Source organism: Halomonas sp. KM072 (assembly GCF_050710315.1).
Lineage (GTDB): Bacteria > Pseudomonadota > Gammaproteobacteria > Pseudomonadales > Halomonadaceae > Vreelandella > Vreelandella hamiltonii.
Genome location: NZ_CP136132.1, coordinates 424,114 through 437,848 on the forward strand (window position 1 = coordinate 424,114; position 13,735 = coordinate 437,848).

Genomic DNA, 13,735 nt, shown 5'->3' on the forward strand with positions numbered 1-13,735 from the left:
GCGTCAGACGATAGCAAGAGGGTGTGTGATGAGCATTTACGAACAGGATTGCTACACCCATCAGGGCCAGCCCTTCAACCTGCGTGCGCTGCGCGGCCAGGTGCTGTTGGTGGTCAACGTCGCCAGCCAGTGTGGCTTTACGCCCCAGCTCAAGGAGCTGGAAAGCCTTTACCAACGCTACCGTGACCGTGGCTTTACCGTGCTGGGCTTTCCCTGCAACCAGTTTGGGCGGCAGTCGCCCGAAAGCGCCGAAGCATTCTGCACCTTCGGGGAGCAGCAGTTCGGGGTCAGCTTTCCGCTCATGGAGAAGGTGAACGTCAACGGGGGCAACGCGCATCCGCTCTTTACGCTGCTCAAGCAGGAAGCGCCAGGCGTGCTGGGCACGCGGGCCATCAAGTGGAACTTCACCAAGTTTCTGGTCGCCAGAGACGGGCAAGTGCTGGCGCGTTTTGGCCCACGAGACCATGGCCCACGCCTGCGCCTGGCCGTGGAGGCGGCGCTGGACAAAGCGTGAAGGGGCTAGAGCTCGCCCCGGCTGACCATCAGCCGCTGCATCAGGTCGTTCCAACGGTGGCGTACCATCATGGTGGTCAAGCCCGAAAACAGCGCCCAGGTTTTGCGCCGCCAACCCTTCAGGCGCAGGTTGTGATTGACCAGCTGCTTCATCAGCTTGTAGTCATCGAACTTGCGCCACTCGCTGGCCACCGACAGCTGATGGCGTGACAGCACCGGGGCCAGCTCGATACGGAACACCCACTCGAGCTCCTTGAGCGGTAGCCCGTGCTGTTCGATGACCTCGATCATGCGGGCGTAGTCGCGCTCGGTGGGTTCGCGGTCCAGCCAAAGCGGGGCGAGCGCCAACCAGAGGTCGCCGCGTTCATCGACTAGCTGCTGTGCATTCATCACGGTTCTCATCGGCAGGAAGTGGGCAGGGCGCTATCCTGCCGTGAATCCCCCATAACCTCAAGAGCGGACAGGGCGCGCCGAGCCCGCTAGAATAGCGCCTACTGGCAAGTGAGCACGAGGGTGCTCCGATGATACTCATCCGATGAAGGGGTCCAATGTGATCATTAAACCGAAAGTTCGGGGCTTTATCTGCACCACTACTCATCCCAAAGGCTGCGAACAGAACGTTCTCGAACAGATCGAAGCGACCCGCGCCCGTGGTTTGGACAAGCACCAGGGCCCGAAGAAAGTGCTGGTGATCGGGGCTTCCAGCGGCTACGGCCTGGCGGCGCGTATCACGGCGGCCTTCGGCTACGGTGCCGATACCCTGGGCGTGTTCTTCGAAAAGCCCGGCAGCGAGAAGAAGCCCGGCACGGCGGGCTGGTACAACAGCGCGGCCTTCGACAAGTTTGCCAAGCAGGAAGGGCTGTACAGCAAGTCCATCAACGGCGATGCGTTCTCCCATGAAGCCCGCGAGAAAGCCATCGAGCTGATCAAGCAGGACATGGGCGAGATCGACCTGGTGGTTTACTCACTGGCCTCGCCGGTGCGCAAGATGCCCGATACCGGCGAGCTCAAGCGCTCCAGCCTGAAGCCCATCGGTGAGACCTACCGCGCCACGGCCATCGATACCAACAAGGACGTGATCATCGAAGCCGAGGTGGAGCCGGCGACGCAGCAGGAGATCGACGACACCATCACCGTGATGGGCGGCGAAGACTGGGAGCTGTGGATGAGCGCTCTGGCAGACGCAGGCGTGCTGGCCAAAGGTGCCCGCAGCGTGGCGTTCAGCTATATCGGCACCGAAATCACCTGGCCGATCTACTGGCACGGTGCCCTGGGGAAAGCCAAGGAAGACCTGGACCGCGCAGCGGCGGCCATCGATGCCAAGCTGCAAGAGAGCGGCGGCGGTGCCAACGTGGCGGTGCTGAAATCCGTCGTTACCCAGGCCAGCGCGGCGATTCCGGTGATGCCGCTGTACATCGCCATGGTGTACCGCATCATGAAAGAGCAGGGCCTGCACGAAGGCACCATCGACCAGTTGAACCGTCTGTTCGGCGAGCGCCTCTACTCAGGCCAGCCCGGTGAGATGGCCACCGACGAGCAGGGCCGTCTGCGTCTGGACGACTGGGAGCTGCGTGACGACGTTCAAAAAGCCTGTCAGGACCTGTGGCCAAACGTCACCACCGAGAACCTGTTCGACATTACCGACTATGCTGGTTACAAGCATGAGTTCCTGAAGCTGTTTGGCTTCGAGCGTGACGATGTGGACTACGATGCCGATGTGAACCCCGATGTGGCGTTCGATGTCGTAACCTTGTAACGCTGGGCGACGGAGTGAACGCCGCGCTGTTTCATCTAACCGGTCAGGAAGAGGTGGAGTATGGATACCAGAGAGAGCAAGACCCCGGAAGAAGAGAAAGAGCACGTACTGAACCAGCGGTTGCCCGAAAATTTCGACAAGGCGGCGCCGCATAAACAGCCGGAGGCCAAGAAGCCCCCCAGTGGCATGCACAAGCTGCTGCCCGTGGTGATCATTGGCCTGGGCCTGGTGGTGGCGGCCTTTGTCATCCTAGGCATGGGCAACAGCGGCGGTTGACGCAGCACCTTCGTTTGCCGGGCCAGTGGCCCGGCAATTTGCATTTATGCGCCGTGTTTTTGTTCCTGCGGTCATGGCGCTGCCTTCCGCGCCGCAATTGGGTAAGATGACGTTTGATTTGAACACGTTATCTCGACAGCCAGCGGCGGTTTCCATGCAGTGCCTCTCACCTTGTCACACCTTCACATGCCCACTCGGCCGTTGACGCCTTCCCCCGATCAGCGTCGGCGGGTTGCCTTTGTGCTGCTTCCCGGGTTTTCGCTATTGGCCCATGCCAGCGCCATCGAGCCACTGCAGATGGCCAATCAGCTCAGTGGCCAGATGCTGTATCACACGGTGACGCTCAGCCTGGACAACGAGCCCGTGCGCAGTGCATCGCAGCTTTCGCTGCTGGCCCAGCACCCGTTGGAAGCCGCTCTTGGGCCGCTGGACATGCTGCTGGTCTGTGCACCGATACCGCTACCCTACGTACTGCCCGCCAGGCTTCACGAGTGGCTGCGCGGTCATCAGGGCAGGGGCGTTGCGCTAGGCGGCCTGGCGGGGGGCACCGAAGTGCTGGCCCGCTGCGGGCTGCTGGAAGGCTATCGCGCGACGCTGCCCTGGCAGCGCTTCGACGCATTTGCTCAGGCGTACCCCCAGGTCACGCTTTCCCAGCAGCTGTTCGAGATCGACCGTGACCGTCTGACCTGCGCGGGCGGCACCGCTGCCATGGACATGATGCTGACGTTGATCGGCAAGCATCACGGCCCACGGCTGGCAGAGCAGGTCTCGGAGCAGTTCGTGTGCGATCGCATTCGCCTTGCCGATGAGCGCCAGCACGTACCGCTGCGCCACCGCCTGGGCCACGCCCCGCAAAGCCTGGTGGATGCGGTCACGCTGATGGAAGCCAATATCGAAGAGCCGCTTTCGACCCTGGAACTGGCCGAACATCTGGGCATTTCCCGGCGTCAGTTGGAGCGGCTGTTCAAGAAGTTCCTGCAGGCGGTGCCCAGCCGTTATTATCTGGACTTGCGGCTGCAGGAAGCCCGCAAACAGCTCAGAGAGAGCGACCGTCCCGTGGGCGACATTGCCCTGATGACCGGTTTCTCCTCGGGCGCGCACTTTTCCACCGCCTACCGTAACCACTTTGGGATCACCCCGCGGGAAGAGCGGCTGGGGTAGGCGCAGCTTTTCATAATTTAGCGTCCCAATCGTGAAAGCAGGGCGGCCACCGCCCCTCGTATACTGATGTCATCGCTGACTCCACCGGAGGATTTGTTTCATGAGCCACACCCCAAGTCGCCAGGATTTCGACCACTACATGATGCCCAACTACTCACCGCAACAGAGCATTCCGGTGCGTGGTGAAGGCAGCCGCCTGTGGGATCAGCAAGGCCGTGAATACATCGATTTTGCCGGGGGGATTGCGGTGAACTCGCTGGGCCACTGCCACCCGGTACTGGTCAATGCGTTGAAAGAGCAGGGCGAGAAGCTCTGGCACTTGTCCAACGTGTTCACCAACGAGCCTGCGCTCAAGCTGGCCAGGACGCTCACCGAGCGCACCTTCGCCGACAAGGTATTCCTGTGCTCTTCCGGCGGTGAAGCCAACGAGGCGGCGCTGAAGCTGGCGCGCCGCTGGGCGGTGGATCACCACGGCGAGCACAAGGACAAGATCATCTCGTTCTACCAGTCTTTCCATGGCCGCACCTTCTTCACCGTGAGCGTGGGCGGGCAGCCAAAATACTCCCAGGGCTTTGGCCCGGTGCCCGGCGGCATTCTGCACGCCAACTTCAACGACCTGGAGAGCGTGCGCAAGCTGGTGGGCGATGACACCTGCGCCATCATGGTCGAGCCCATGCAGGGGGAGGGCGGCATCGTGCCTGCCACCCAGGAGTTCCTGCAGGGCCTGCGCGATCTGTGCGACGAGCACAACGCGCTGCTGATTTTCGATGAAGTGCAAACCGGCGTTGGCCGCAGCGGCGAGCTGTACGCCTACAAGAACTTCGGCATCACTCCGGACATTCTCACCAGCGCCAAATCGCTGGGCGGTGGCTTCCCGATCGGCGCCACCTTGACCACCGACGCCATTGCCCAGTCGCTGGTGATCGGTACCCATGGTTCCACTTACGGCGGCAACGCGCTGGCATCGGCGGTGGCCCTGGCGGCGGTCGAGTTCATCGACACCCCCGAAGTGCTGCAAGGGGTCAAGCAGCGTCACGACCTGTTCCGTGAGCATCTGGAAACCATCAACCGCAAGCACGGCGTGTTCAAGGAAATCCGCGGCATGGGCCTGTTGATGGGCGCACAGATGTCCGATGCCTTCGAAGGTCGCGCCAAGGATATCCTGCCGCTGGCCATGGAAGAGGGCGTGATGGCGCTGATCGCAGGTCCCAATGTGCTGCGCATGGCGCCGTCGCTGGTGATCCCCGAGGCCGACATCGCCGAAGGCATGGCGCGTCTCGAACGAGCCATCGAGCGCCTTGTTGCCAGCGCATGAGCAGGCCGCAAGCGTTACCAGAAGGAGCGTTGAGCATGCTGGTTATCCGTCCGGTCACTCTGGCTGACCTGCCTGCCCTGGAACAGCTGGCCGAGCACGCCGTTCCTCGGCTGACCAACCTGCCTGCCAACCGTGAGCGGTTAGAGGAGCGCATCCTGCGCTCCCAGGAGGCGTTTGGCAGCGAGGTCGATTTTCCGGGTAACGAGCAGTACATGTTCGTGCTGGCGGACGATCATCGTCATGAGGTACTCGGTACCGCCACCATCCGCGCCCAGGCGGGGGCCGCCGAGGCCTACTATACCTACCGCCAGGAGACGCTGATCCACGCCTCCCAGCAGCTCAACGTGCGCCGGGAAGTACAGACCCTGGCGCTGTCCCACGAAGTCTCGGACGCCACGCTGCTCTGTGCGCTGTCGCTCAACCCGCGTTACAAGGGCACCAGCGCCGAGAGCCTGCTGCGGCGGGCGCGGCTGATGTTCATTGCCCAGTACCCGGAGCGCTTCTCGCGGATTCTCGCCGTGGCGTTTCCGGGCTATCTGGACCGCCAGAATGAATCACCCTTCTGGGAGAGCGTGGGCCGCCACTTCTTTGCCCGCGGTTTCCAGGAGATGAACCACATGGCCGGGGTGCGCTCGAAAAGCTTCATTGCCGAGGTGATGCCCCAGTTTCCGCTCTACCTGCCGCTATTGACGCCGCCCGCCAGGGCAGCCATTGGCCGTGAACATCCGGCCCATGAAGCGGCGCTGACGGAAATGCTGGCGGAAGGCTTCGTCCGTTCCCGGCATGTGGATATCTTCGATGCCGGGCCCATCGTCAAGGCCGAGCGCGAACGGCTGGAAACCTGTCGTCGTGCCGCCTGGCACCCGGTGCGGGTGCGCCCGGAGCATGCCTTGCCGGATGCCGAACCGGCGATGATCGCCAACCAGACGCTGAGCGATTTTCGCTGCATCGTGGCGCGCTATGCGCTTTCGCCCACCGGGCAGCTGATGCTTTCCCCGCAGCATGCACAGCGCCTGGGGGTGGAAGAGGGGCGTGCCGTATTGGCGGCACCGTTAGCCCTGCCCAGCGCCGTCGATGCGCTCGATGAAGGAGAGATGTAATGCGCATTCGCCCCATTGCCCGTGATGATCTGGATGGGCTCCAGGCGCTGGCGCAGCAGGCAGGCGTTGGCTTTACCTCGCTGCCGGATAACCGTGAGTTCCTGGCGGGCAAGATCGACGCCGCCGCCCGCGCGTTCGAAGAGCGCACGCCAGTGGACGACCGGCTCTACTTTTTTGTACTGGAAGATGAGTCCAACGGCGAGCTGGCAGGCTGCTGCGCCATTGAAGGTCAGGTGGGTCGTGAGGTGCCGTTCTACAACTATCGGCTTGGCACCCTGGCCCACTCTTCGGTACAGCTCGACCTGCACCGTACCATCGACACGCTGTTTTTGAGCTCGGACCATACCGGCGATGCCGAGGTGTGCTCGCTGTTCCTGCGCCCGGAGTACCGTGGCGAGGCCAACAAGCATTTGCGCAACGGTGCGCTGCTTTCCAAGGCGCGCTGGCTGTTCATGGCTCAGTTCCGCGACCGTTTTCCCGAGAAGGTGCTCGCCGAAATGCGCGGCGTGTTCGATGAAAATAACGTCAGCCCGTTCTGGCAAAGCCTGGGCAAGCACTTCTTCCCCATGGATTTCAGCGAGGCAGACCGGCTGACTGGCCTGGGTCAGAAAAGCTTCATTGGCGAGCTGATGCCCAAGTTTCCCATTTACACCACGTTCATGTCGGAAGAGGCGCGGGCCTGTATTGGTCAGGTACATCGCCACACCCGCCCCGCGCTGGAGATGCTCAAGAAAGAGGGGCTGCGCTGGGAAGGCTACATCGACATCTTCGACGGCGGCCCCACGGTGGAAGCCTATATCGATGATGTGCGGGCGATCCGCAATTCACGCTGCTATCAGGTGGAGGTGTCGCCCGACGCTGCCGCAGAAAGCGTCAGCCGCTGGCTGGCGGCCACCACTCAGATGCAGCACTTTACCGCTGGCTGGATTGGCCGAGGCCCCGCCGACGAAAGCACCGTCGTCCTGACCCCTCAGGAGGCCGAGCGGCTGGGCGTCGCCACGGGCGACACGCTGCGTCTGCTGGAAACCTGATCTGCCCACGTACCCGACTACCCGGCTCAGCAAAGGAGAGCGTCATGCATAACCCGAACGCACGCACCCCGCGTATGCCCGCCCAACAGCAGCAGTTGATCGATGGGGGCTGGGTGGTCGGCGAGGCCGCCCCCGTGACCAAGCACGACCCCGTGGCAGGCACGCTGCTCTGGCAAGGTGCTTCGGCGTCGCAGCCCCAGGTGGGGCGGGCAGTCGAGGCCGCCAGGGCCGCCTTCCCCGGTTGGGCGCGCACTCCCTTTGCCGAGCGTCAGGCGCTGGTGGAGCGGTTCGTCGAGGTGCTCAAGGCGCACCAGGAAGACCTCGCCGTGGCGATTGCCGCAGAAACCGGCAAGCCGCTATGGGAAGCGCGTACCGAAGTCGGAGCCATGGTGGGCAAGGTGGCGCTCTCCATCAAGGCGTACCACGAGCGCACCGGCGAACGTGAAAAAGAGCTGGGTACCGCCAGGGCGGTCCTGCGCCACCGGCCCCACGGGGTGATGGCCGTGTTCGGCCCCTATAACTTCCCTGGGCACCTGCCCAACGGCCACATGGTGCCCGCGCTGTTGGCGGGTAACACGGTGGTGTTCAAGCCCAGCGACCAGACCCCGCTCACCGCGGATTTGACCCTGCAGTGCTGGCTGGAAGCCGGCTTGCCCGCCGGGGTGATCAACCTGGTACAAGGCGGCGTGGCCGTGGGGCAGGCGCTCTCTGCCCATCCGGGTATCGATGGCCTGCTGTTTACCGGCAGCGCCAAAGTGGGCGGCCTGTTGCAGCAGCAGTTTGCCGGGCAGCTGGATAAAATCCTCGCCCTGGAGCTGGGGGGCAACAACCCGCTGGTGGTCAAGGAGGTGGAGGATCAGCGCGCAGCCGTCCTGACCATTTTGCAGTCGGCGTTTCTTTCCGGCGGCCAGCGCTGCACCTGCGCTCGTCGTCTGATGATTCCCCAGGGGGAGGCGGGAGATCGTCTCATCGATGCGCTTTCGGATGCCATCGCCAAGCTGCACGTGGCGGGGCAGTTCGACGAGGAGCCCGCGCCGTTCTATGGCGGCCTGGTGAGCGTGGCCGCGGCCGATGGCCTGCTCAAGGCGCAGGACGAACTGGAAGCCATGGGCGGCACGGTGATCAACCGTATGCAGCGCCTGGCAGAGAACACCAGCCTGCTCAGCCCCGCGCTGATCGACGTGACCGGCCTGGAGGTGCCCGATGAAGAGCACTTTGGCCCGCTGCTGAAAATCCATCGCTATGCCGATTGGGACGAGGCGCTGGCACTGGCCAACGACACCCGCTACGGGCTGTCTGCCGGGCTGATCGGGGGCGAGCAGGCGGATTGGGACGACTTCCTGTTGCGTATCCGCGCCGGTATCGTCAACTGGAACCGCCAGACCACCGGGGCATCGGGTGACGCGCCCTTTGGCGGCGTAGGCGACAGCGGTAATCATCGCCCCAGCGCTTACTACGCCGCAGACTACTGCGCTTACCCGGTCGCCTCCATGGAGGCCGAAAGCCTGGAAATGCCCGAAACCCTGCCACCGGGAGTCACCCTATGAGCGTCCACAGCATTCGGGAAGTCAACTTCGACGGCCTGGTAGGGCTGACCCACAACTACTCGGGACTGGCCCACGGTAATGTGGCCTCCATGAGCCACGGGGGCCTGGTCTCCAACCCCCGAGAGGGCGCGCTGCAGGGGCTGGCCAAGATGAAATCGCTGATGGACGCGGGCTATGCCCAAGGCGTGCTGCCTCCTCAGCAGCGGCCTGATTTGGGCGCGCTGCGCGACTTGGGCTTCACCGGCAGCGACCGTGAGATGCTGGCACGTGCCGCGACACAAGCGCCGCAGCTACTGCGGGCGGTGTGTTCAGCCTCCAGCATGTGGACGGCTAACGCAGGCACAATTACCCCCAGCGTCGATGCGCCGGATGGTCGGGTGCACTTTACTCCCGCCAACCTGCAGTCCAGCTTTCACCGCTACCTAGAGCCGAAGACTACCGGCCGCGTGCTGCAAGCGATTTTTCGCCATGAGCAGCACTTTGCCCATCACCCGGTGCTGCCTGCCACGCCGGCATTTTCCGATGAAGGGGCGGCCAACCACACCCGCCTGTGCGGCGAGTATGGCGAGCCAGGCGTGCACCTGTTCGTGTATGGCCGACAGGCGTTTGGCGGCGGGCGGAACGAACCCAAGCGCTACCCCGCCCGGCAAACGCTGGAAGCCAGCCAAGCGGTGGCCCGCCAACACGGTCTGAGCGACGCGCAAACCGTCTTTGCCCAGCAGCACCCGGAGGCCATCGATGCTGGGGTGTTCCACAACGATGTGATTGCCGTGGGTAACGGTCCGGTGCTGCTCTACCACGAAATGGCATTTCTCGATGAAGAGCGCACGCTCAACGAGCTGCGCGCCAAGATGAGCACGCCGCTGATTCCCGTTCGGGTGCCGATGGAAGCGGTGAGCATGGAAGACGCGGTGGCGTCGTACCTGTTCAACTCGCAACTGCTTTCCAACCCGAATGGCACCATGACTCTGGTGGTGCCCAGCGAGTGTCAGGAGCGTGAAGCCGTGTGGCGCACGCTGCAGGACTTCATCCTGGCAGGCAATAACCCCATTGGCGAAGTGATTGTCAAGGACGTGAAGCAGAGCATGCGCAACGGCGGTGGCCCCGCCTGCTTGCGTCTGCGCGTGGTGCTCAGCGAGGCCGAGCGGGCTGCCCTCAGCGGTCGCGTGCTGCTCGACGATGCGCTTTACGACGACCTCACCGCCTGGGTGAGCCGCCACTACCGCGACCGCCTCGCTACCGACGACCTGGCCGACCCGCAGCTCGCGACGGAGGTGCTCACCGCGCTGGATGAGCTGACGCAGCTGCTGAACATTGGCTCGGTGTATCCGTTTCAACAGGGGTAAGCGCCCTGCCAAACAGCTCATCATGAGGTTTTCTCATGATGAGTTGAATTAATGTCGCTTTTCATTCATGTGGTGGGTCTGGCATAAAGAACACATCCTCTTCGATGACGTGGCGCTAACGCCCGTCTATCGAAACGTCACACATGGCATCGAGCGCTGAGCTGCATTGGGGCGCCGTCGCCAATCTCGACCAACAGGGTGTTTGTTCGCGATGAGCTACGACTTTACCTTCGATATCAAGAGCGTCCGGTTCGACGAAAACTACCGTCCTGCCGAGAGCACGCGTACCACGACCAACTTCGCCAATCTGGCGAGAGGCGAGCGCTGCCAGGAAAACCTGCGTAACGCGCTGACCATGATCGACAATCGCTTCAATACCCTGGCCCATTGGGATAACCCCAAGGCAGACCGCTACGCCGTCGAGCTGGAGATCATTACCGGCGAGCTAAGCGTGGCGGCTGAAGGCACTACCTTCCCGGCGATCGAGATGTTGAAGACGACCATCATCGATCGGCATCTCGACAAACGCATCGAGGGCATGACGGGGAACAACTTCTCCTCCTACGTCCGCGACTACGACTTCAGCGTGTGGCTCTCGGAGCACAACAAGGAGCGGTCGGAATTTGGTATTCCGGAGGGGTTTGGCGATCTTCACGGCAAGCTGTTCAAGCGTTTCGTCGACTCCGAGGCGTATCGATCCGTTGCCAGCAAGGCGCCGGTGATCTGTCTCAGCGTTTCCAGCAACAAGGTGTATCGCCAGACGGAAAATCGCCACCCGGTGCTGGGCGTCGAATACGTGAACGACACATCGTCACTCACGGATTTCTATTTCGCCAAGATGGGCCTGCAGGTGCGTTACTTCATGCCGCCCCATAGCGTGGCACCGCTGGCGTTCTACTTTTCCGGCGATCTGCTGGCCGATTACAGCGATCTCGAACTGATCAGCGCCATCAGCACCATGGAGACGTTCCAGAAGATCTATCGACCGGAAATTTACAACGCTAACTCGGCGGCAGGTAAGGTCTATCAACCGCATCTGACCCATCAGGACTACTCGTTGACCCGTATCGAGTACGACCGCGAAGAGCGTAGCCAGCTGGCCATCGAGCAGGGGCGCTTTACCGAGCAGTATTTCATCAAGCCCTTCCGCCAAATACTCGACAAGTGGTCGGCCGATTACGCCCTTTGATCCCCTCATCATGAAGGTTTTTTCTTATGAAGACACTGTTGCCCACCTCGACCGCCGGTAGTTTGCCCAAGCCCGCCTGGCTGGCCGAGCCCGAGACGCTCTGGTCTCCCTGGAAACTGCAGGGCGACGAGCTGGCGGAAGGCAAGCAGGACGCGCTGAGGGCGTGCCTGCACGATCAGCGTCAGGCAGGCATCGACATCGTCAGCGATGGCGAGCAAACTCGCCAGCACTTCGTGACGACGTTCATCGAGCATCTCGATGGTGTCGATTTCGAGCAGCGCAAGACGGTCAAGATCCGTGATCGCTACGAGGCCAGCGTGCCTTCGGTGGTGGGCCCCGTCTCGCGGGAAAAACCGGTCTTCGTCGACGATGCCAAATTCCTGCGTCAGCAGACCGACCAGCCCATCAAGTGGGCGTTGCCAGGCCCCATGACCATGGTCGACACCCTCTATGACGGCCACTACAAGAGCCGTGAAAAACTCGCCTGGGAATTTGCCAAGATCCTCAACCAGGAAGCCCGTGATCTGGCGGCGGCGGGGGTAGACATCATTCAGTTCGATGAGCCCGCCTTCAATGTGTTCTTCGATGAGGTGAACGACTGGGGCATCGCTGCTTTGGAAAAAGCCATCGAAGGCGTCGCCTGCGAGACCGGCGTGCATATCTGCTACGGCTACGGCATCAAGGCCAACACCGATTGGAAGAAGACGCTGGGGTCCGAGTGGCGCCAGTACGAGGAAATCTTCCCCAAACTGCAGGCCTCGAACATCGACATCGTCTCGCTGGAGTGCCAGAACTCCCACGTTCCCATGGAGCTGATCGAGCTGATTCGTGGCAAGAAGGTGATGGTCGGAGCCATCGACGTGGCCACCCACACCGTCGAAACCCCGGAACAAGTCGCCGATACCCTGCGCAAGGCGCTACGTTTTGTGGATGCCGACAAGCTCTACCCCTGCACCAACTGCGGCATGACGCCCCTGCCGCGCAAAGTAGCGCAAGGCAAGCTGAAGGCATTGAGCGCAGGTGCCGACATCGTGCGCCGGGAGCTCTCTCGATAACAGGCTCCTCGATAACAGGCTCTTGGATAACCAGGCTCGATAGCCTGTCCCGATAAACAGGCCAAGTCCTTCCCGCCATACCCTGCTAAACGCCATTGGGCAAGTCACCTGCTATCTCGCGCCTCCCCAGTGAGGCGCATCAAGCGGCAGTGGTGGCCAGCACGCCAGTGCCCAAACGCTCATAAAGTGCTGCCAGCGCAGCTGCTTTGCTCTCTTCGCTCCAGCGCTGGGAATAGGCCTGGCCGCGTTGGCCAAGGTAGCGGCGCAGGACGTCATTGGTGAGCAGGCAATTGACGTGTTCTGCGAAGCGAGCAGGGTACGCTTCCGCGATCAGGCAGCCTTCCCCTTGTTGCAGTACGTCCAGCGTGCCCATGGCCGCAGTAGAAACCACCGGCGTTCCCAGGGCCATGGCTTCCAGCAGTACCAACCCTTGTGTTTCGGTGGGGGAGGCAAACACGAAGGCGTCGGCGGCTCGATAAGCGTCCTGCAAGGCGCCATCGCGGGACAGGTAGCCCACGAAAAACACCGCCTCTGCCAATCCTGCTTGCGTTGCTTGGCGTTTCAACGACGCCAAGGCAGGCCCTTCTCCTACGATTACCAGGCAGGTATCCGGGTGCCGTTGGCGTACCTTGGGTAGCATGTCGATCAGAAAGCCGATGTTCTTTTCATAGGCGGCACGACCCACGAACAGCAGCAAGTGTCCTTGGGTGGGGAGGCCGTGGCGCTCCCGAAAGTGCCCACCTGCCGTACTGGTGACGAAGCGGTCAAGTGACAAACCGGTAGCAATCGTCGCGATAGGTGACTGAACGCCGTAGGTTTTCAGCGTGTTGGCCATGGCCGACGATGGTGCGATCACGGCAGCGAGCTGGTGGCATTGGTGCACCGAAAAGCGTCGAGCGGCAAACCGCAGGCTGCGGCGCGGCAGTCCTGGCACGTAATGATGAAGATACTCTTCGAAAAGCGTGTGGTAGGTGCCCACCACCGGAACGTTCAGCCGTTTACCCAAGGCAATGCCTGCATAATGCGCCACGAAAGGCGTATGCACATGAATCAGGTCGAACTTCAGGCAGTCCAGGGAACTGGCCATCGCCATGATGCGCTGGTACCGCATCATGCGGTCTTCAGGATCGCCGATGACCCCGCGTGAGTCGATGCGCCAGGTGCGCGGCTCCTGAGCTGTGTGAGCAGGGTAGTCGGGGCAGATCAGGTGCACTTCGTGGCCCTGGCGCTCCAGGGTGTTGCGGAAGCTCTCGATCGAAGTGGAAACGCCGTTAACGCGCGGGAAGTACACGTCGGAAAGCATTAGAATCTTCATGTTAGGCGACTTGGCGGCTGGCAGGGTAAGGCCAATCTGCCATAGTGCCGTGACGCCGCCGTGACAATGGCCCTGCGCCTGGGGTGGCGTTCGACGCCGAGAGGCTGCCTGGTTGGGCAGCGGCATGTTCA

Annotated in this window: 13 protein-coding genes; 11 read left to right on the forward strand and 2 right to left on the reverse strand. The window is 62.2% G+C overall.

The annotated features are described in order from the left end of the window. Positions 1 to 28: 28 nt before the first annotated feature. Positions 29 to 514, forward strand: a complete 486-nt coding sequence (locus RVM26_RS02010; protein WP_096921309.1) for a glutathione peroxidase — start codon at positions 29 to 31, stop codon at positions 512 to 514. 5 nt (positions 515 to 519) lie between these two features. On the opposite strand, the gene RVM26_RS02015 is transcribed toward RVM26_RS02010, so the two are convergent. Next, complete coding sequence (locus tag RVM26_RS02015) at positions 520 to 903, reverse strand: DUF7079 family protein (protein ID WP_039175751.1); 384 nt, start codon at positions 901 to 903, stop codon at positions 520 to 522. Positions 904 to 1,063: 160 nt separating this feature from the next. Here RVM26_RS02015 and fabV point away from each other — a divergent pair, with 160 nt between their 5' ends. From fabV to RVM26_RS02065, 10 genes are all read left to right on the forward strand, one after another. Continuing rightward, positions 1,064 to 2,269 carry an enoyl-ACP reductase FabV gene (fabV, locus tag RVM26_RS02020; protein ID WP_026002006.1) on the forward strand — a complete coding sequence of 402 codons (1,206 nt, stop codon included), beginning with the start codon at positions 1,064 to 1,066 and terminating at the stop codon, positions 2,267 to 2,269. 60 nt (positions 2,270 to 2,329) lie between these two features. Next, complete coding sequence (locus tag RVM26_RS02025) at positions 2,330 to 2,545, forward strand: hypothetical protein (protein ID WP_498940498.1); 216 nt, start codon at positions 2,330 to 2,332, stop codon at positions 2,543 to 2,545. 186 nt (positions 2,546 to 2,731) lie between these two features. Beyond that, on the forward strand, positions 2,732 to 3,706 hold the full coding sequence (locus tag RVM26_RS02030; RefSeq protein WP_498940499.1) for a GlxA family transcriptional regulator: 975 nt from the start codon (positions 2,732 to 2,734) through the stop codon (positions 3,704 to 3,706). A gap of 100 nt (positions 3,707 to 3,806) precedes the next feature. Beyond that, positions 3,807 to 5,021, forward strand: a complete 1,215-nt coding sequence (locus RVM26_RS02035; RefSeq protein WP_100731903.1) for an aspartate aminotransferase family protein — start codon at positions 3,807 to 3,809, stop codon at positions 5,019 to 5,021. Positions 5,022 to 5,056: 35 nt separating this feature from the next. Further along, positions 5,057 to 6,121 carry an arginine N-succinyltransferase gene (locus RVM26_RS02040; RefSeq protein WP_498940501.1) on the forward strand — a complete coding sequence of 355 codons (1,065 nt, stop codon included), beginning with the start codon at positions 5,057 to 5,059 and terminating at the stop codon, positions 6,119 to 6,121. Beyond that, positions 6,121 to 7,152 carry an arginine N-succinyltransferase gene (gene astA, locus RVM26_RS02045; protein ID WP_016916412.1) on the forward strand — a complete coding sequence of 344 codons (1,032 nt, stop codon included), beginning with the start codon at positions 6,121 to 6,123 and terminating at the stop codon, positions 7,150 to 7,152. Before RVM26_RS02040 ends, astA begins: the two co-directional genes overlap by 1 nt. 74 nt (positions 7,153 to 7,226) lie before the next feature. Beyond that, on the forward strand, positions 7,227 to 8,699 hold the full coding sequence (astD, locus tag RVM26_RS02050; protein ID WP_498941696.1) for a succinylglutamate-semialdehyde dehydrogenase: 1,473 nt from the start codon (positions 7,227 to 7,229) through the stop codon (positions 8,697 to 8,699). Continuing rightward, positions 8,696 to 10,045 carry an N-succinylarginine dihydrolase gene (gene astB, locus RVM26_RS02055; protein WP_498940504.1) on the forward strand — a complete coding sequence of 450 codons (1,350 nt, stop codon included), beginning with the start codon at positions 8,696 to 8,698 and terminating at the stop codon, positions 10,043 to 10,045. Before astD ends, astB begins: the two co-directional genes overlap by 4 nt. 211 nt (positions 10,046 to 10,256) lie before the next feature. Next, positions 10,257 to 11,234, forward strand: a complete 978-nt coding sequence (locus RVM26_RS02060) for a DUF1852 domain-containing protein (RefSeq protein WP_498940506.1) — start codon at positions 10,257 to 10,259, stop codon at positions 11,232 to 11,234. 26 nt (positions 11,235 to 11,260) lie between these two features. Continuing rightward, positions 11,261 to 12,289 carry a methionine synthase family protein gene (locus tag RVM26_RS02065; RefSeq protein WP_498940508.1) on the forward strand — a complete coding sequence of 343 codons (1,029 nt, stop codon included), beginning with the start codon at positions 11,261 to 11,263 and terminating at the stop codon, positions 12,287 to 12,289. A gap of 139 nt (positions 12,290 to 12,428) precedes the next feature. Here RVM26_RS02065 and RVM26_RS02070 read toward each other — a convergent pair whose 3' ends face one another. After that, entirely contained in the window at positions 12,429 to 13,730 is a 1,302-nt protein-coding gene (locus RVM26_RS02070; RefSeq protein WP_498940510.1) for a glycosyltransferase family protein, read from the reverse strand. Between the last annotated feature and the right edge of the window lie 5 nt (positions 13,731 to 13,735).